Annotated in this window: 15 protein-coding genes and 1 pseudogene; 1 reads left to right on the top strand and 15 read right to left on the bottom strand. The window is 55.8% G+C overall.

Annotated features, from left to right (window positions below; genetic code table 11):
- Positions 1 to 36: 36 nt before the first annotated feature.
- The 13 genes and pseudogenes from RHH81_RS11850 to glgP all read right to left on the bottom strand — a co-directional run bounded on the left by RHH81_RS11850 (position 37) and on the right by glgP (position 16829).
- Entirely contained in the window at positions 37 to 2754 is a 2718-nt protein-coding gene (locus tag RHH81_RS11850) for a bifunctional acetate--CoA ligase family protein/GNAT family N-acetyltransferase (protein WP_310743097.1), read from the bottom strand.
- A 78-nt stretch (positions 2755 to 2832) separates the two neighbouring features.
- Positions 2833 to 5019, bottom strand: coding sequence for an amylo-alpha-1,6-glucosidase (locus RHH81_RS11845; RefSeq protein WP_206200341.1), 2187 nt, complete (start codon positions 5017 to 5019; stop codon positions 2833 to 2835).
- A 160-nt stretch (positions 5020 to 5179) separates the two neighbouring features.
- Entirely contained in the window at positions 5180 to 7645 is a 2466-nt protein-coding gene (locus RHH81_RS11840) for an ATP-binding cassette domain-containing protein (RefSeq protein ID WP_310743096.1), read from the bottom strand.
- 124 nt (positions 7646 to 7769) lie between these two features.
- Positions 7770 to 8900 (bottom strand): efflux RND transporter periplasmic adaptor subunit, encoded by a 1131-nt coding sequence (locus RHH81_RS11835; protein ID WP_310743095.1) that lies wholly within the window; start codon positions 8898 to 8900, stop codon positions 7770 to 7772.
- 69 nt (positions 8901 to 8969) lie between these two features.
- Positions 8970 to 9296, bottom strand: coding sequence for a hypothetical protein (locus RHH81_RS11830; protein ID WP_310743094.1), 327 nt, complete (start codon positions 9294 to 9296; stop codon positions 8970 to 8972).
- A gap of 52 nt (positions 9297 to 9348) precedes the next feature.
- Entirely contained in the window at positions 9349 to 10701 is a 1353-nt protein-coding gene (gene rppB, locus RHH81_RS11825) for a two-component system sensor histidine kinase RppB (protein WP_310743093.1), read from the bottom strand.
- Positions 10694 to 11380 carry a two-component system response regulator RppA gene (gene rppA, locus RHH81_RS11820; RefSeq protein ID WP_149819732.1) on the bottom strand — a complete coding sequence of 229 codons (687 nt, stop codon included), beginning with the start codon at positions 11378 to 11380 and terminating at the stop codon, positions 10694 to 10696. Before rppA ends, rppB begins: the two co-directional genes overlap by 8 nt.
- Positions 11381 to 11392: 12 nt before the next feature.
- Complete coding sequence (locus RHH81_RS11815) at positions 11393 to 12247, bottom strand: hypothetical protein (protein ID WP_206200338.1); 855 nt, start codon at positions 12245 to 12247, stop codon at positions 11393 to 11395.
- A complete protein-coding gene (locus RHH81_RS11810) occupies positions 12244 to 12402 on the bottom strand; it encodes a hypothetical protein (protein WP_310744298.1) in 159 nt (52 codons plus the stop codon). The genes RHH81_RS11815 and RHH81_RS11810 overlap by 4 nt, the downstream gene beginning before the upstream one ends.
- Positions 12403 to 12500: 98 nt before the next feature.
- Positions 12501 to 13373, bottom strand: a pseudogene (locus tag RHH81_RS11805) (efflux RND transporter permease subunit); the annotation flags it as partial.
- Between the two features lie 70 nt (positions 13374 to 13443).
- Complete coding sequence (locus RHH81_RS11800) at positions 13444 to 13926, bottom strand: hypothetical protein (RefSeq protein ID WP_206200335.1); 483 nt, start codon at positions 13924 to 13926, stop codon at positions 13444 to 13446.
- The gene (locus RHH81_RS11795) at positions 13920 to 14225 is read right to left on the bottom strand and encodes a nucleotidyltransferase domain-containing protein (RefSeq protein WP_206200334.1); all 306 of its coding nucleotides are present in this window, start codon (positions 14223 to 14225) and stop codon (positions 13920 to 13922) included. Before RHH81_RS11795 ends, RHH81_RS11800 begins: the two co-directional genes overlap by 7 nt.
- Before the next feature lie 12 nt (positions 14226 to 14237).
- A complete protein-coding gene (gene glgP / locus RHH81_RS11790; protein WP_310743091.1) occupies positions 14238 to 16829 on the bottom strand; it encodes an alpha-glucan family phosphorylase in 2592 nt (863 codons plus the stop codon).
- Positions 16830 to 16867: 38 nt separating this feature from the next.
- Here glgP and RHH81_RS11785 point away from each other — a divergent pair, with 38 nt between their 5' ends.
- On the top strand, positions 16868 to 17995 hold the full coding sequence (locus RHH81_RS11785) for a hypothetical protein (RefSeq protein WP_310743090.1): 1128 nt from the start codon (positions 16868 to 16870) through the stop codon (positions 17993 to 17995).
- Here RHH81_RS11785 and RHH81_RS11780 read toward each other — a convergent pair.
- Positions 17899 to 18903, bottom strand: a complete 1005-nt coding sequence (locus RHH81_RS11780; protein ID WP_310743089.1) for an RsmB/NOP family class I SAM-dependent RNA methyltransferase — start codon at positions 18901 to 18903, stop codon at positions 17899 to 17901. The genes RHH81_RS11785 and RHH81_RS11780 overlap by 97 nt on opposite strands.
- Complete coding sequence (locus RHH81_RS11775) at positions 18881 to 19621, bottom strand: DUF561 domain-containing protein (RefSeq protein WP_206200330.1); 741 nt, start codon at positions 19619 to 19621, stop codon at positions 18881 to 18883. The genes RHH81_RS11780 and RHH81_RS11775 overlap by 23 nt, the downstream gene beginning before the upstream one ends.
- Positions 19622 to 19707 lie beyond the last annotated feature (86 nt).

Below are 19707 nucleotides of genomic sequence, written 5' to 3'. Positions count from 1 at the left end.
ACACCAATGATCCTAGGGTTCTATGCTTTGTATCCCCTAGAGGGCAAGCTGCACAAACCAAACGCTGGGATCATCACCCGCAGCAAACTCAAAGTTCAATTTGCGGCAAATACGCATCATCCCCTCGTTATCCTTGAGAACATAGGCGTGGATGGCACTTAGCCCTTCATCGCGGCCAATTTGAATCAAGCGGTGTAGTAATTCAGTGCCAAGGCCTTGCCGCTGCCAGCGATCGCTAATCAACATCGAAAACTCGGCTGTATTGCTAAAGTGATCCTTACTGAGGCGAGCCGCACCAATAATTTGCGGTTCACTGGCGCCTTGATGCTCCACCACCAGAGCCATCTCGCGATCGTAGTCCACAAAACAGATGCGCACTAGGCGATCGTGGGCAACCCGCTGCGACAACTTCATCAGGTGGAAATAGCGCAAATAGACACTCTGCTCCGAGAGGGTGGCATGGTACTGCCGCATTAGGGGTTCATCCTCTGGCCGAATCGGTCGAATCAGCACTGGGGTACCATCGCGCAACTGCCAAGGACTCACGTATTGGGTGGGATAGGGACGAATCGCAGGCTTGACAAAGGTGCTTTCCTCTTTGTGGAGCACAATGCGGGCATCCAAGGCCATCAGGCGATCCGGGGGTGCCACCAAGAGGGGGTTGATGTCAATTTCCTTAATCCACGGCTGCTCCACCACCAGCAGGCTAAAGCGCACCAGCAGATCTTCTAATAGGGCAAGGTTGACGGCTGGCCAGCCCCGCACGCCGGCAAAGGCACGGGAGATTTTCGTTTGCTGAATCAGACGGCGTGCCAAGGTGGTGTTCAGGGGGGGAAGGGCGATCGCGGTGTCTTCGAGGACTTCCACCAACTGTCCCCCCGTACCAAAGAGAATCACCGGCCCAAACTGAGCATCGGTGGAACTGCCCAAAATGAGTTCAAACCCCTTCCATGGGATCATCGGCTGCACGGTGACACCAGCAAAATGATCCGCGCCAGCAGCAGTGGTGACATTTTTCTCAATCTGTTGGTAGGCGGTAATGACCGCAGCCGCATCGGGAAGATTGAGGGCAACACCCCCGACATCCGTTTTGTGGGTAATTGTGGGTGAATAGAGCTTGAGAACTACAGGATACCCTAGGCGATCGGCAGCAGCCACTGCCTCTGCTTCACTGCGGGCAATACAGGTTTCCACCACCGGTAGGCCGTAGGCAGCAAGAACCGCCTTGGCTTCCCACTCCGTCAATAGGGTACGCCCCTCACTGCGCACGTGCTCAAAGAGTTGACTGACAGCATTCCGATCCGGGGGGGTGGTGGTTAGGGGCAGCGAGGGGGTTTGGTAAAGCGCCTGCAAGTGATCGCTATAGCGCCACATATAACTAAAGATGCGGGCAGCGGTATCGGCATAGGCATAGGTGGGAATGCCCGCCTGATTGAGAATCGCTTCTCCCCCTTTGACCGTTGTGCCCCCCATCCAACTGGCCAGAATCGGCTTGGCACCACTGGGACGGTTTTTGGCATAGGTAGCGAGATCTTGGGCGATCGCCAGCGGATCGGTCATAGCTTGGGGCGTCAGCACCACCAGTAGGCCATCACTGTTGGCATCAGTTTCACAGTATTGCAGAGCTTTGAGATAGCGATCCGCAGTGGCATCCCCCAAAATATCCACGGGGTTACCGTGGCTCCAAGCGGGGGGGAGCACTTGATTCAGTGCCTGTAGGGTATCCCCAGAGAGGGGACTGAGTTTACCACCCGCCCGAATCAGGGCATCAGTGGCCAAGACCCCAGGTCCACCGGCATTGGTGAGAATCGTCAGATGGGGGCCTTTGGGGCGCGATTGCTTGTCTAAGACCTCTGCCATGTCAAACAAATCTTCAATGGTTTCCACCCGCAGCACCCCACAGCGTTCTAGGGCCGCATCCACCACTGCATCGGATCCCATCAATGCCCCGGTATGGGAAGCGGCGGCCTGAGCGGCGGCGGCAGTACGTCCTGCTTTGATGACAATAATCGGCTTGACATAGGCCACTTCCCGCGCGGCGGAGAGGAACGATCGCGCATCCCCCAGAGATTCCATGTAAATAACAATGCAGCGGGTTTGCGGATCATCGCCTAGGTAGTAAATGAGGTCGCCCCAGCCCACATCCAGCATCGTGCCAATGGAAACAAAAGCACTAAAGCCGACATTCTCCTGCAAACTCCAGTCCAAAATCGAAGTGCACAGGGCGCCACTTTGACTGAGAAAGCCGACATGACCCGATCGCGCCATTGTCGCGGCAAAGGTAGCATTCAGCCCCGTGGGCGGACACATTATTCCCAGACAATTGGGACCAATAATGCGCATCCGCGCCTGATGGGCGATGGTTAAAATCTCTTCTTCGAGGGCAAGACCCGCCGCCCCCACTTCCCGAAATCCCGCCGAGACAATAATTGCCCCCTTCACACCCGCTGCTGCACACTCGGCAACCACCGCTGGTACTGTAGCCGCAGGGGTGGCAATGACTGCGAGATCAACCGCTTCGGGGATCGCCGTCACACGGGCATAGGCCTTGATGCCCAACACCGAACTGCGGCGCGGGTTGACGGGAAAAACCGTTCCGCCAAAGGGGGTTTGAATCAGATTCCAGAGAAGGGTGCGGCCAACACTGCCTTCTTTTTCACTGGCACCGATGACAGCAACACTTTTGGGGGCAAAGAGGGGGCGCAGGGGTTGATGACCGGCGCGCCAAATGTCGTAGGCGGTGGTTCGGGTCATGCTGTTGCTTGCGTTACAGAGGTTGGGAACTGAGCCACCTCTACTCTAGCGAGGGCGATCGTTCCGAGTTACGATTCGTTACGCCGGCTGTACTTCCCAGTCACAGCCCTTCTCGCCCGTGCGCCAAAGCCGCAGGTGAAAGCGAGTGTCACCGACCCGCAAATTACGGAGGTGGAGTTCCTCGATACTGTTGGGCAACAGGGGCTGATGCACCAAAAACTTGCCTTGGGGCACATCCACCAGCGGCCAAGCCATGATCTGAATGAATTGAAACAGACTGCCCGTTGCCCAAGCTTGGGGAGAGCAGGCTACGGGATATTGCACCGGTTGGGGATAGGTCTGGCGATCGAAGCCACAGAAAAGTTCTGGTGGGCGCAAATCTGGCTGCCGACAGGCCATATCAAAAAGGGTATCCACTAAGGTCAGGGCAAAGTCACTATCACCAATGGCGCGCAGCCCCAAGGCAATCAGACCCGTATCGTGGGGCCAGACCGACCCCAAGTGATAGCCAATGGGATTGTAGGCAGGGGAGGTGCTGCTGAGGGTACGAATGCCCCAACCATTGAATAGATCCGGCAGCCGCAGACGTTGTCCGACCCGTTGGGCTTTTTCGGGGTCACAGATTCCTGTCATCAAGCACTGACCTGCATTGGACGTGAGGCTATCAACGGGGCGACCCTCGCCATCGAGGGCTAGGGCATAAAATCCCTCCGGTTCAAGCCAAAAGTCGCGGTTAAAGCGAGCTTTGAGATCCGTTGCTTGCTGCCGCCAGCGATCGCCCCACTCGCCATAGCCAAAGTCTCGAGCGAGGGCACTCAGACGGGTTTTGGCGGCATAGACGTAGCCTTGAACTTCACAGAGGGCAATGGGACTGTGAGCCAGTTGACCGCGACGGTTGACGATACAATTGCCAGAATCTTTCCAGCCTTGGTTGTCAATGCCTTTGGCTGCTTGGCGATCGTAGGTGAGGTAGCCCGTGGCGGCCATTTGTTGATCCACCCAGTTCATTGCCGCAAGGGCATGGGGCCAGAGCGCCTCGACCGTGGTGCGATCGCCCGTCCATGCGTAGTAGTCGGCATAGAGCATCAGCCACAGGGGGGTGGCATCCACCGTACCATAGTAGGGGGTATGGGGAATCTCGCGGTTGCGCGCCATCTCGCCAAAGCGCAGTTCATGGAGAATTTTCCCCGGCTGCTCATCGCGCTCAGGACAGACCTGTTTCCCTTGGTAATGGGCAAGGGTGCGCAGCGTATCACGGGCGATCGCTGGATTCAGGATCAGTGTCTGCATGGCTGAGATGATCGAGTCACGGCCAAACAGGGTGGCAAACCAAGGAATGCCAGCCGTCAGCACCTTGCCATGGCCAAAGGACTGCAAGAGCATATAGAGATCTGCCATCCCCCGCCGTAGGATGCGATTCCACTGCGGATTTGAGGTGACAATTTCCGTGCAGTCTGACCACCACTGTTGCCGCTCCTGTTGAGCCGCTTGATCGGCAGCCGCTAGGGATGAAGGCACAGGGACATGGGCTGTGGGTGCCCCATTGGTAAAGGGGCGGATGCAATAGTGAATGCTGTGGTAGCCTTGGGGTTCTAGCTTGAGACGCCAGAGGGCGGTGGTGTCATCAAGACGATCCGGAGGGGTGCCCAAGAACTGCACTTGGGTTTCCATAAGGGCGCCATCAAGCCCCTGGTAGGCAAAGCACAGATCCGCCCGTCCTTTGGTGTGGCGCAATTCACAACTGACGGGTTGCAGCGTTTTTCCCCGCTGTGGGCGACCACCGCCGTATTGGCGAATTTCAAATAAATCTTGAAAGTCTGCCGCAAAGGTTAAACGAATCTCCACGCTGGCCGGCTGCGCCTGATGATTGGTGATGAGAATCGTTTCAAAGAGGGCACCCCGCACCACTAGGAATCGTTCAATTGCTAAGGCCTCCGCGGGCAGAGAAGGTTGCTTGGGATTGGTGCACACCACCTTGAGCGCATGGCTACCTGTACAATGAAAACTCAGCAGAATCGGGCGATCGCCCCCCACGCGCAATTCCGCCTGACTGAGGAAGCGGGTATCCTGACAAAATAAACCTGTAATAGCCGTTTGCTGCTCGTCATTACAGATATTGCCCAACTCATCACAAATGAGCAGCACATCGTCGTCCTTGAGCACCGGAACCGTTTTCGGGTGAGTTCGAATTTTAGTAGCCGGCGGGGGCGGGGCGACAATGGGGATATAATCGCGCCCATACAGGGAAACAACATCGCTCTCCATGGGTGCGGCAGCAGTCTATGTTCAATAGGAACAATTTTGGGTCATTTGTTAGATCATCTCGCAGGACAGCCATAATTGCAATAAGTAAATATGCACAATTGTAATGAGTCAATATGCGGTTGAACCCTGCCTCTGGTTGGAAGATCAACCCCCGATGGCCTTAAGGTGGCGCTTTGCGCCATTGCAAATAGGTGGCCACGCCCGTGTAAATGAGGCTGTGGAGGATCAGCAGTCCCCAATTTAGCAGCAGATTACCCCAAGTGGGAGCATAGACAGGTGTTGGATCAAAGGGCTGAGGCGGTGGTTCAAAAAGGCCAAAATCGAGGGGCGGCGGTACCATGCCATTCACGTCAATCAAGGCACCATAGGCACCCATTGTCCAACGGCCAATCGTCAGCCAAGAGAGAGCCGTTGCAATCCCTGTGAGCTTAAAGAGGACGCCAGCAAAGATAATTTGGGGCAACAGCAACGGCGGTAAAATCTTGCTGGCCTGCTCACTGTTATTTACAGCTGCAGAGATCAGGAGTCCCAAGCCGAGACTGGCCACCAGGGTCAGGAAGGTGGTGATGCCAAACCCCACCGGCCAAGGGAGGAGGGCACCCTGCGGCAGACCAAAGGCCAACAGTGCCACAAGGGTAATGAGCAGTGTTTGTACCAAAGCCATCCCCTTACCAAGGGTGAGTTTGGCTGCCATGTAAGCCCAGAGACTGAGATTGGCAAGACGTTCGCGGCGGTAGATGGCCACCTCTGTAATCAAAGCTTGCGCCCAGCCGGAGAGTCCCACCCAAAGACAGGCACAGGTAAAGACAAAGAGAATGCGCAGGGCTTGAGCCGCTTGCAGCAGGCCGGGGGGATCTTGGGGGACAAAGGGGGAGCGATCAATAGCAAAGCGGGTGAGCAGCAGGGCAATGGGGACGCTGATCAGATTCAAGACAAGGCTGAGGCGATCGCGCCACAGGAGTTGCCACTGGCGTTGACACAACACCCGCCATTGATAGAGGTGAGGGGGTGCTGGCTGTTGGGGAGGGGATTCGGCACTGGCACGGTTTTCGCCCCCCAAAACACTGGTGCTCTCATAGTGGTGCCCCATGTTGAGGTGGCTGGCAAGGTAGCGTTGATAGTCCGTGGATTGGCGAAATTTTTGACTCCATTCGGCACTATTTTCGGGAGTCAAGAGGGCATAGATTTCAGCCACGGAATTCAGGGGGCGATCAGCGCTAAAGAATTCACAAGCGCGATCGCTAGGGCCAAAATAGCAAAGACGCCCACCCGAGCCTAGAACCAGCAGGCGATCGCACAAATGCACATGACTCGTAGCATGGGTCACCAAGACAATCGTGCGTTCTTCATCTGCCAATTGCCGCAGCAACTGCATCAACAAAAAGTCTAGCCCCGGATCCAGACCCGAGGTGGGTTCGTCAAGGAAAAAGAGCTTGGGGTTGGCCAATAGCTCAACGGCAATACTCACCCGCTTGCGCTGACCGCCACTGAGACTCGCCACCAGTTGATCTTCAGTTCCCGTTAACTGCACCTGTTCAAGAACTCGCTGAATGGCGGCTTTGCGGTTTTGGGCATCGGTATCCGCTGGTAAGCGCAGTTGCGCCGCATAGTTCAGGACTTCGGCGACCGTGAGGCGGGCGTGGACAATATCATCTTGGGGTACATAACCAATTTGGTGACGGTAGGTGGCAAGATTGCGATGCAGATCGAGACCATTGAGTAGCACCTGTCCTGCCTGAAGGGGAGCCAGCCCCATCAACACTTTCAAGAGGGTGGATTTCCCCGTACCACTGCCACCGACAATACCCACAAGCTGCGTCGGCTCCGCCACAAAGGAGACCTCTTGCAAGAGGGAGCGATCGCCGGCAGCCGTTTTCACCCATCGTTCCAATCCCCAAGCATCAATGCGAATGTGGCTGCCCTGATCCGTAATCTCCAAGGTCTCGTGGCGGTAGAGCAGGACAAAGGGGCCAATGCGAATTTGATCGCCATTGCGCAGCGTGTAGGGTTCCCTCAGCAATTGATCATTGACATAGGTGCCATTGGTACTGCCCAAATCTCGCAAAATATAGAGACCCGCACCCGTGCGATCAATACTGGCATGGCGTAGGGAGACCGTGGGGGCAGCCAATTGCCAATGCTGATAGCTGTTGCTGGTTTCGCGCCCTAAAGTCAGCGGCCATTCCTTGAGGGCTTTGAGGACAAGGCGGCGCTGCTGGGGCAAAGGAGGTGGACTCGCCGTGCCCGAAAACTGGATCTGCACCAGCAATTGCACTTTGTTTTTCGGGTCTTGGCCAATTTCTAAGCGTAGGGTTTCCCCAAGGGCAAAGCCCTCTTCAATGCCGATGCGGCGTCGGTTGTAGAACGTGCCATTGGTGCTGCGGCGTTGATGGCCATCTCCATCCCAAAGGTAGTAGGTTGCCCCCTGTTGCTTAAAAACGGCATGGCGGTTGGAAATCACTGACCAGAGCGGCTCATCGGGCACTACTAAATCCGCCCATTGGTAATCGCGTCCAAGGCGATGCTCCGGTTGGGTCAGGGAATAGGTCAACATTTTCCCCTGACTTTCGAGGGTGAGGGTGACGGTGGGGAGATCAACAACCGTTTTTGGGGGGGGCGATCGCATCACTATCTGCCTGTTCAAGGTGTTCAAAACTCTAACTAATATCTTGCCTAGTTTGGCAGACACCCTGTCCTCGTGACACACAAACCCCTCAGAATGGAGAAGATCGAGTGGCATTTTGCGATTTCTAAGGGTTGACCTTCGTGGGGGTAGAAGATTGAGAGGGTTCGGTATGCGCTGCGGAATTCAGCCGTTGTGTTCGATAGGCTTGCCAACCTAGACCTGCCCCAAATAGAGCGATCGCCCCAACAGCCGCCCCCAACCAAATCCACGGTGGAGAGTCTGTTTCCGGTTTTGTGTCTGAAGTAGCGGTTGAGGTATCCCCCCACAGAGATTGGGCATAGAGTTGCATCGTACCTTGGGTAACAATACGATCGCCCCCATAAAGACCGCTAATCACTTCTACCTGATCGCCAACTCGCTGGCCAAGGGTCACTTCGACAGCTTCAAAGGCAGTACCATTCTGCACAAACACAAGGGGGGGCTGATCGACTGGCTCCACGATCGCGGACTGGGGAATCATCACGGCATTGCGGGTTTGGCGATCGTCAAAAATTTGGACAGTCGCAAAGCTACTAGATTTGAGTTTTTGGCTGGAATTAGCCAAGCTGGCGCGTACCGCAACTTGCTGCGTGGCGGGATCAACGACACTATCAATGAGTTCAATACGACTGCGGAAAACACGATTGGGAAGTCCTGCAACAGTGATATTTAGAGCTTGACCCACAGCCACCTGTGCTCGCTGTGCTTCTGTAAGGTAAGCAACAACTTGGAGGCGATCGCCATTGACAATTTTGAGGAGGGGTTTACCAGCATCTTCACTGGCCTCGCCGGGAGTAATCCTTTGCTCTACCACCGTACCAGCAATGGGAGCTGTGATCGTGACACTGCCATCGGCATTGGCGGTTGTGCCCAATTGTTGCAGGCGGGTGCGGTAGGTCTGTTGACTGAGGTGTAGCCGATCGCGAGCTACCGCCACTTGGGCTTGGGCGCGTTGCAGTTGGGCATAGGCTTCAGCAGGGGGGAGTTGACTTTGGGCTTGGGCAAGTTGGGCTTGGGCGGCTGCTAACTCCTCTTCTGTGGCTAAAAAAGCTCGCCGGGCAATGGCACCGGCATTCAATAGTTCGCGATCAAAGCGTTCTTGCGCCGCTTGGACTTTGACTTGCGCTTCGCGGAAGGTAGCAGCGGCAATCCGTTGCTGTTGTTGGAAATTTTGCTGGGCAAAGCGCAGATCTGCTTCCGCCGCCCGTACACTCATGAGGGCTTCACTTTGGCGATCCAAAGCACTGGTTCGCAGTTCCGCCAGTTCAGGGCTAGCCAGAATGGCTCAGGGCTGGCCGACACGAACCCGATCGCCCGGCTGCACCAGCAACCGCAGTAGGGTACCGCGTACGGGCATGGTTACTACGGCCTGCTGATTGGGCAACGCCACCAGTTCACCCGTCACCTCTAAAATGGCAGCCAGCGGACGGGGTTGCACCGTTTCTAACCGCAGCCCCAATTGCTCTTGGGTAGTCGCGTCCACCTCGACTGCCGTCGGCCCAGTCCCCGCTGTGGGGGCGTGAAACTCGTTTCCATGCCCAGCATGACTGTAGGCTGCAGGGGGCAACAACAGTACCAAAAAAACAAGGGGCGATCGCAACCACTTCAACATTTCTGCGCCTCAAAGCGAGCCATGACTTATTTTGACGGCAGCCGATGAAATGTTAATGAAATTGAGGGTCGGTTTTTGTTGATAGTGGCAAATATACGGTAAACGTACTGCCTTGACCCAAGTCGCTCTTAACCTGAATCCGTCCGCGATGGTGATGGAGAATTGCTTGGGCGATTGCCAATCCCAACCCTGCTCCGCCCTGTTGCCGCCCGCGATCTCTAGCAACGCGATAGAAGCGGTCAAAAATCTTCTCCTGATCCGCTGCTACGATACCGATACCAGAGTCAGTGACGGTGAATACCGCCTCTTGGTGCTGTTGGTGTAGCGTTACCTCTACCTGCCCGCCTGCGGGTGTATATTGGAGTGCATTTTGCAGCAGATTGCGAATGACGCGGCTCAGTTGACTGGGAATCCCCCACACGTAAAGTTGGGGAGCCATGCCTTCCTGCCAATGGAGATCAATGCCGCCGGCGATCGCCAAGACCACAAGTTCATTCACCACCTCACTAATGAGTTCGGTCAGACAGCAGCGTTCTGCCATTGGCAATCTCTCAGTTTGATCCAGCCGCGACAACAACAGCAAATCCTGCACCAAATCCGTAAGGCGATGGCTCTGGCGCTGGAGAGCATTCAAGGTTTGTGCCACGACCTCTGGGGCAGGATCTGGATCCGTCGCCAAGGCCTCCAAAGTGGCGCGAATGGCGGCAACGGGAGTGCGCAGTTCGTGAGCCGCATCAGCGGTAAACTGCTCCATGCGCACATAGCTTTGGTAAATGGGAACCATCGCTCGCCCTGCTAAGTGCCAACCGGCAAAACCAATGAGTGTCATGCCCAAAGGCAGTCCAGTCAACAGTAACCAGCGCAGCATCGTCAATCGCTGATCCTCCAATTGGAGCGATCGCCCAAGGACAAAATACCCCCAAGGTGCACCCGTCACCGTTTTTAGGAAAACGCGGTGCTGTTGATAGCGTTGGCCATCCGTCGCCACCATAATTTGCCAGTCTTGGGGCGGAAACTCCACAAAGGGAGGCACGCCTAGGTAGCCGATGGGCTGACCCTGCCCGCTCCAAAACACCAAATAGTAGCGGGATTGTTGACTCAGACCCAACACATGCCGCTGAGGATCAAGGGGGGGATGGGCACAGGGTTGAGTCGCGCGACATAGCCCCGGCAGTGTTGCCAGCACAGTGGTATTAAACTGACCTGCGTGAGTGAGCTTTGCCTCCAACTGATCGTGAAGAGTGCCAGCAACGGAGGCCATCTCCTGCCGGAGGGTTTGTGCCTGAAAATGGCTGATGATGGCGTACATTCCCCAGCCCATGCCGTTGAGAATAGCGCTCATGGTGAGGGCATACCAGAGGGCAAGACGACTGCGGCTGTGGCGGAAGAGCTTATGATCAACCATGATCGACAACAAAGCGATAGCCTAACCCATGGACGGTTTCAATGCAGTGCTCTTGACCAAGGAGGGCGAGTTTGCGGCGCAGCAGGCGAATTTGTGCTGCCACTACATTACTACTGGGTTCACTGCCCACTTCCCAAAGCTGCATCATCAGTTGGTCGCTACTGAGAATCCGCTGGGGGCGTTTCATGAGGTATTCCAAGGTCTGGAATTCCTTAGCGGTTAACTGCACCTCAGTACCCGCCCTATTTCTCAGGGTGAAGGTACCATAGTCTAACGTTAATGCCCCTTGACACAATTGCTGGGGTTGGAATTGGGGCGATCGCCGCAGTAAAGCCCGCAGCCGCGCCAGCAACTCAGCCATTGCAAAGGGCTTAATCAAATAGTCATCTGCCCCCGCATCTAATCCCTGAACGCGATCGCTGAGGCCATCCCGTGCCGTCAGCAACAAAATGGGCACCGTGTAGTGGTGGATACGCAGTCGCTGACAAACCTCCAACCCCGACAGCCGAGGAACCATCCAATCCAAAATCGCAACACTGTAGTCCACCTGCAACTGCTCAACGTAGGCCCAAACCAGTTCCCCCTCCTGCGCCCAGTCCACCACATAGCCTTCCCGTTGCAACACCCGCTGAATGGCGGCTCCTAAATCCGGTTCATCTTCAAGCAGCAACACCTTCATCCGTGCAATCCCCTAATTCACCGTCACCCAAAAGGGAGCAGTAACAATTTGCTCACCCCGCTGGAACTGTCCCCAGAGCTTGTAACGTCCGGGCACAGGAAACTGGGTCATAAAACGGATCACCTCCTTAGGTTGATGATCCACGGCATGGGCATGGAGATAATCAGCAGGTTCGAGGGGAGTCGTGTCTCGCAAAATCACCAGATGCCCTGCTTCGCCAAGGTAGGGGCGCAGATCCCTAAGGGGTTGCTGGGTGGCAGCATCCCGTAGGCGAAAGGCCACTTCCACCGCTGATCCAGCCTTGAGGGGTTGAGGGAGTTTTAGTTCGACTGCCGTTGTGCCAATCACTTGGGTGGTTTGAGAGGTTGGCGTACTCGATGCGGGCGGCGTTCCTTCAGCCGCGATCGGGATCATCGCCACCGTTTCGTCAGCGCCAGCGGGTTTATAATCGGCAATGAGGGTGTAGCCTCCCCCTTGGGGCAATGTGGTTGTGACTTGAAACTGACCTTCACCCAGATAGCGGGGATGCAGGTGCTGAAACACTTGAAAATCATCACTGACGATGATCAGGTGCATTAGCGCCTCTTGAAAACGCTCAAACTGCGTCACTGCTTCACCAGTGTGGGTGCGAATCGCCAACGTAAAGGTGGTTGGTTGTTGAGGCGTAGGTGCGGGCGCATTCAGCAGTTCCATATGGGTCGTAGCAGAGCCGTCTGCGTGCTCATGGTTGGGACTGTGGTGCAGGTGATGGTGGTCATGAAGCATAGGCATTTGCCGTTGCTGGGCAATCCCAAGGGTGGCGATCGCCCCACTCAAGAGCATGGCCAGTCCCAAGAGGGTGGGTTGGATAAAGCGTGGTAGCATCATTCTTGTTTTCCTCCCTGATTGGGTTCATAACGAAAGCGAAAACGACTGTTAATGGGTTGACCATTGATGGTGCTAAGGAGAACAATACGATAGTCTCCTGCCACGGGATTGGCTAGCCGTGCGGTGTAGTGTTTGTCCCTAGGGGTATAGGTCATCGGTAGAGTGACCCGATCGCCCGTTGGCGTTTCAATATCAGCAGTAACGGTAGCAGTACCCACGGGAATATGGTCTTCCCCCTCTTGGATATAGAAGTCAATATAAGGATAATTGCTCGCTGTCCATTAACACTGCCATCTCCCCGCGCTAAGGCAGGCCCTTTCGTGACTGTTGCCACATTCTGCACGCGAATTGGTTGGCCATTGCGGTGCGCCACCAACGCCACCGCTAAATCAGCGACTGATGTTGCCCGACCAATGCCCCGCACAATTAACTCCTGATCGGGAGTGACAATGACCCCACCCGCTGCATTTTCATTGGCGCCACTCACCCCCGCCACCACGTCCTGCAAGGAGACCTGTTGTGCGGCGAGGCGATCAGGATCAACCAGCACCTGATACTGGGGCACATCTCCACCATAGGCAATCACTTGGGACACCCCCGGCACTGCCAAGAGGCGATTCACCACCTTTTGATCCACAAGCTGTCGCAGTTCCATGAGGGAGGTGGCATCTGGGGCAGTGGGCACCTTGGGGGCAAGGGCATACATCAAAATCGTGGCAATCAGGGAGGTAATCGGTGAAATTTGGGGTGAGGCATTAGGTGGTAGGCGATCGCGCACCTCCTGCAACCGCTCGGTAATCAGTTGCCGTGCTTGATAGATATTCGTTTGCCAACTAAAAACTACCTTGACAACAGATAAGCCAAGAGACGATGCAGAGCGCACAGTTTCGACCCCTGCCGTACCATTGACGACACTTTCAATGGGCAGCGTAATCAGCGATTCCACTTCCTCTGGTGCTAGGCCCGGTGCCTCCGTTTGAATTTCCACTTGGGGGGGCGCAAACTCTGGCAGTATATCAAGGGGCATTTGCCGCAGTTGAAAAATACCGAAAATCGTCAGGGCGATTGCCCCGAGCACCACCAACCAACGTTGGACAATTGACCACCAAAGAATTCGATTCAGCATTACCACAGTGTGTTACTAAGGCTGATTTTGGCAAAGGCACATGAAATAAACATGAAATAAAGATGAAAAGCTAGGAGTTGCCGAACGATTTGTGCTTTATTCGTTGGCAAAACCGAGTTGCAGTTTCAATCAGGACAGGAACAAACTCGTGGGCAGCTTGCAAACTCGTGGCTAAAATGGCTGCATCTCGAATGTAGTCGTGAACCATTTGATTGCGCAGTTGCCGCATAGTAAACCAAGCGTCTGCATCAGGCACAAGGCCGAGTCGCTCAGCACGGTCAAGGTTTTCCAAAAAAGTTGCCACTGGTTCGCCAAAGGCACTCAGATAGGCGGGCAACAGCTTGCTCCCTAGGGTATCTTGAAGGCGACCAAAACGTGCCACAAAAGCATCCACCCGCTCCGCTAGGTCAATATCCTCCTCCAATTGTGCTGCCCGCCGTGCCGTAAATGGCTCCTGAAAGAGGCGTTGATCCGTCACCTGTAGGTGTGCCACTTCTCGCTCCACCAGTTGGCAGAGGTGATGTAGGCGTTCCTGAAGTTGAGGACTCAACATTGAAGGCGAACTCCCGTTTGTTGGGCCCAATCGTGAATCGGCTGCCGCTGGAGATTGGGTGCCCAGAGGAGAATATCCACTTTACGACCTGCCATGGCGCGGCTGATTTTGGCACTGAGTCGAGCACTGACAAGGGCAGGATTCTCAACGGGGTGAGACAGCCGGATCAATAAATCCACATCGCCGCCCTTCAGGCGATCGTCCACCCGCGAACCAAACAACCACACCTCAGCCTCGCTACCCACCAGCGCCGCCACTATCTGGCAAATTTGCTGCACTTGCTGATCCGTTAATCGCAACCTGATTCTCTCCTAAGCCCACAAGACCAGTCCCATTTCATAGGGATGACTCAGATAGACGTGGCGCGGTAGCAGTTGGAGGGCAATGCCTTGGTGGCCACTCGTGTCGTAGCTCATCTCGGCGGTGTACAGGCTATAGCCTTCAGGGGTGGTACCCACAAACGTCATCAGGGTAGGACAAGCCTCCTCTAGGGTACCGGCGTCATTCACCCGCCCTTGGAACAAAATCACCTGTACGTCATTGGGGGAGAGCGCACCGAGGGCAATCACAGCTTTGACTTCAACTATTTCATTGACTTCGAGGTTGTGCTCAGCCGAGGTTTCAACACTGATGATCTGAATTGAGTACCAGTGTTCAAAGATATGGGCTTTCCAGCGTGCCAGTTCCTTGGCTGCAGCATAGTTATTTTCCTTGAGAGTAAAGTAGCGATCGCTGGCGGGGAAATAGCCCCGATGGGCATACTCGCGCACCATTCGCGCGGTGTTAAACTGAGGCGTATTGAGAGCAAGGGCTGCCTTCATTTTTTGCACCCAGCCGCGCGGCACCCCATTTTCATCGCGATCGTAAAACAGGGGAATGACATCCCGCTCCAACCGTTCATAGAGCGCATTGGCTTCCACCAGATCTTGATAGTGGCGATCGTCATAGGTTTCGCCGTGGCCAATCGCCCAACCCGTTTTCACATAGTCCGCCTCGTCCCACCAACCGTCCAAGGTACTCAGATTGGGTAAGCCATTCATGGCCGCCTTCATGCCGCTGGTGCCGGAGGCCTCCTGAGGCCGCAAAGGGGTATTCAGCCAAACATCACAGCCTGCCACCATCATTTTTGCCACGTGCATATCGTAATCCGGGATAAAGGTAATGTGGTTGGCCATGCCCTCTTGGCGCGTAAAGTGAATAATTTCCTGAATCAGTTCTTTGCCGGGGTTATCCTTGGGGTGCGCCTTGCCCGCAATCACAAACTGGACAATCGGCCGCCGCTGCTTCACCTCCGTTTTCACCGGTACTGATCCCAATAAAATTCGCCGCAGCCGTTCCACATCCCGCAAAAAGAGAGTGGCGCGTTTATAGGTAGCAAAGCGACGGGCAAAGCCAATAGTCAAGGCGGTCGGATCCAGCACTTCTGCCGCTTGCGTCAATTCAGCACTAGAGGCGCCCTGCTCTTCAAGCATCCGTTGTAGGCGCGATCGCACAAACATCACCAACTGATAGCGGCAAATCTCATGGATACGCCACAACTCCTCATCGGGAATACTGCTGACCCGCGACCAGAGGGGATCCGCCAAGGGCGCATCAGACCACTGCGGCCCAAGGTAAATATCCAGCAGGTATTGCAATGGTTCAGAAACGCGACTGCGAGCATGGACGCCATTGGTAATCGAGGTAATCGGCACCTCCGTCGGCGGCAGATTGGGCCACAGGCCTTGGAACATCTGGCGGGAGACTTCACCGTGGAGCGCGCTCACCCCATTGACAAAACTGGCGGTATGAATGGCTAGGTTCGCCATACTAAAGGGTTCTTGAAAAGCCCCCGGATTCACACGGCCAAGGGAGAGAAACTCCTGCTGCGAAAGGTTAAAGGCCTCCGCATAGTGGCCGACATAGTACGTCACCTTATCGGCAGGAAACAGATCAATCCCCGCAGGCACGGGGGTATGGGTGGTAAAGAGTTGGCTGGCCTTGACCACCTGCAAGGCTTCATCGTAGGTAAGCTGCTCTTCGGTGATCAGTTGACGAATCCGCTCTAGGGACAAAAAGGCCGAGTGCCCCTCATTCATGTGATAGACCGTTGGCCGCAACCCCAAGCTGTGGAGCAGGCGTACTCCCCCAATGCCTAGGAGCATCTCCTGATGGATGCGCAGATCCATATCGCCGCCATAGAGGTAATCGGTGATCTGCTGATCGTAGGCGCTGTTTTCTGGCAGGTTTGTGTCTAAAAGATAAAGGGGAACCCGACCCACCTGAACTTGCCAGATCCGTGCTTGCACGTCCCGATTGGGGTAATCAACCCGGATGCGGAGTTCTTGGCCTTGGGGAGTCGTGACGAGTTTCAGGGGCAGGGTATAAAAATCATTGCTGGGATAGCGTTCCTGCTGCCAGCCATCGGCACTGAGGTACTGCGAAAAGTAGCCCTTTTGATAGAGCAGCCCCACCCCCACCAAAGGGAGTCCCAAGTCACTAGCAGATTTGAGGTGATCCCCTGCCAACACCCCCAACCCCCCAGAATAGATCGGCAGGCACTCTGTCAAGCCAAATTCAAGGGAAAAATAGGCAATACACTCGCCGGGAGGCGCGTCCGTGCGCGTTTGCTGGTACCACGTCTGCACAGGCTGGGCATATTCTTGAAATTGGCTGATCACCCGCTCCATCTGTGCCAAAAAGCCGTTGTCGGCCGCCGCATCCAAGAGGCGATCTTGGCGAATACGTCCCAACAGGGCGACGGGATTGTGGTTGGTTTGCTCCCACAGTTCTGGGTCGAGACGGCGAAAGAGGGCGATCGCCTCCGTGTTCCACGTCCAGTAGAGGTTGTAGGCCAGTTCCCGCAGGGGTTCCAAACGTTGCGGCAAGTGAGGACGAACGTTAAACGTGCGGATGGGCTTCATAGGAGCTGCCAGTGTCGTCGTTTCTATCTTAATTTCCTATGCGCTTTGAGTATGATTTGCTGATTGTGGCGGCGAGTCCTTTGGCATTGGACATTGCCTATCGGTGTGCGGCCTTGGGGCGGATTGGCCTAGTGATCCCAGCCGCTGATGCGCAGTGGCAATGGCAGTGGCAACGCTGGTGGCTGTCGCAGTTTCCCCCTCAAAGATTGGATACTCAGCAGTGGCAGCACTTTCAAGCCCACCTCAGCCACGGACAGCGCCGCTATGCCCCTAGGGTCTTGGAATTGGTGGGGGTCGATGTGATCACAGGGGCGGGGGAATTTGTCTGGCAGCCCCGCTGTCATTTTCAGGTGGGGGGCGATCGCCTCTATGCGCGAGGCTATTTCCTCCTTGATGCGCCTGCGGCAATGGATGCTCAGGATATGGACGCCCTCAGCAGGATTGAGCTGGCCTGTTGGCACCACTGGTCTGGCAAAGCCCCTGATGCCGATGGACAAGGTCTGCCGCTTGTGGCCACAGAAGATGCGTGGTTCAACGATCGCCTGCATGCTGCCCTGAGTGGCCTCGGTCTAGGGGTTCCCCCACTGGGAAGGCGCAAAGCCCCCGATCCAACTCCTTTGAACCTGCACCGCCTCCAGCGAGATGCTCAAGGGTGGCTGCGGATCAATTCCCAGGGGCGCACCAGTCATCCCCAAGTCTATGCCTGTGGCGGTTGGCAGCGGGGGTACCATTTGCCCTCCCTGACCTACTTTGAAGCCTTTGCGATCGCCCGCCAGATTTTACAGCGAAAATCCCTGCCCCTTGATTACTACCGTCAACCGTGGTGGATTGCCCTACCTGTTCCCATTGCCCGCGTCGGTTGGAATGCGCGGCAAGCCCAGCAACGCCTCAGGGAACCCGTTCAACTGTGGGAGATTCAGCAGTTTAGTTCCGAGGGTCAGAGCTTGGGTCAAGTGGTGATCAACCGCCAAGGACAACTGCTGGGAGCTACCTTAATGGGTCAGGACGCGATCGCCGGTAGTCGCATTTTCGGGCGGTGTTTAGATCAAAATGCCGTTGCTGCCATTACCTATGCCGGTTGGGAATTCGATTGCCAGCGCCAGCGATCGCCCAAGGCGCAACCTTCAGCCAATTGCGGTAAAGGATTGGCTTCCCCAGACCCCTGATGCTGCCAGAGGATCGTAAAGGCGCCCGCTCCTTCCCCTTGGTGGGGCCACAGCCGATAGCAGGGAAAGGCTGCTAGATGGGATTGATAGGCCGCTAGTGCCGCCACAGGTTGAGGAACCCACTGCGGAAGCCTTGCCATCAGCCAAGCCGCCACATCCTCATTTTCATCCTGACTAAAGGTGCAGGTGCTATAGAGCAACCATCCCCCCGGGCGCACCAAGGCTGTTGCAGTTGCGAGAATGCGTTTTTGCCGCCGTTGATTGTGGCGAATCGTCAATGGATGGAAACACCCTTCAGCTTTTTGCCCCTTGGCCAGCAGCGATTGCCCAGAGCAGGGAGCATCCACAATCACCACATCAGCAGCGCCTTGGAACTCAGCAGCCAGCACTTCACTATCCCAAGCGGTGACGCCCACTGGATGCACTCGACAGCGTTTGAGATTGCTAATCAGCATCCCCACCCGTTTGCCAATGGTTTCATTACAGATGAGGTAGCGGGGTTGCAGCGATCGCCACGCAAAGAGGCTCTTGCCGCCGGGCGCCGCACACACATCAATCACCAATGACGGCTCTTGGGGCAGCGTCAGCAGCGGAACCGCCGCAAACACCGATGAGCTATCCAAGCAATAATAAGCCCCGGCCTCATGGAGAGGGTGTTGACCGGTACGGCTGCCGGGGGCAAAGCGACTCACCCAAGGGGGCTGCCAAGAAAGTGGCGGCAATGGCTCAAAGGGTAAGGGAGACGCTGGCTCGCGACACCACAGCACCGTGGCAGGGTAGGGCGGGGGAGTGGTGAGAGCCTCTAAAAAACGCTCCCGATCGCTGGCAGTCTCAAAGAGACGGTTAGCACAGGCCACAGCCAATCGGGAGAGCTTCACCACAGGCTTAGCGGTGGAGGGCGATGGCACCTTTGACTGCTTCGGCGAGGGCACGCACACTGGCCACCATGGCCACTTCACTATTGAGTTGGTTAACGGCAGAGCCGACCCCGACACCCGCAGCCCCAGCAGCGATCGCCAAGGGAATCGTCACTGTCGAAAGCCCCGAAGCACACAGCACCGGCACCGCAACGGCGCGGGAAATTTCGTAGGTTGCCGCCAATGTCGGGGCTGCTTTTTCAATGAGACCCAACGTGCCACTGTGGTGGGGTTGGCTACTGGTTCCCCCTTCGGTTTGAATGACATCGGCGCCGGCGGCCACCAAGGCCTCAGCGAGGGCAACCTGTTGATCCAAGGGTAGCGTGTGGGGCACTGTGACCGACAGCATGATTTGGGGCAGCAACTCGCGAGTTTGGCGCGTCAATACCAGCACTTCCTCAGCGCTAAACACCCGCCCTTGGGCGTAGAAGCTATCGTAGTTGCCGATTTCCACCAGATCGGCACCAGCAGCAACGGCATTTAGCAGTTGTAATGGCTCCACCGCAGACACACAGACCGGCAGTGTCGTCAGTTCCTTGGCAAGGCGCACCAGCTCAGGATCGGCAGCAATATCCACAAAAGTGGCACCCCCTTGATCGGCAGCAGTCACCACCGCCCGCACGCGATCGCGATCAAAATTGTTGAGGCCACTAATAATCTTGAGAACAGAACGCTGCTCAAAGGCAGCGGCTAAACGCGGATGCAGCATAGACTTGAAACTTTCCGTAGTTGTGCATTTTTTTATCCTACAGCCCTTTTCACAACGACTGTAACGGATATTTGATAGGCTCAAAG

Source organism: Thermosynechococcus sp. PKX95 (assembly GCF_031583295.1).
In the GTDB taxonomy this organism is placed as follows: Bacteria; Cyanobacteriota; Cyanobacteriia; order Thermosynechococcales; family Thermosynechococcaceae; genus Thermosynechococcus.
This window is presented reverse-complemented; position numbering and strand designations above follow the sequence as displayed.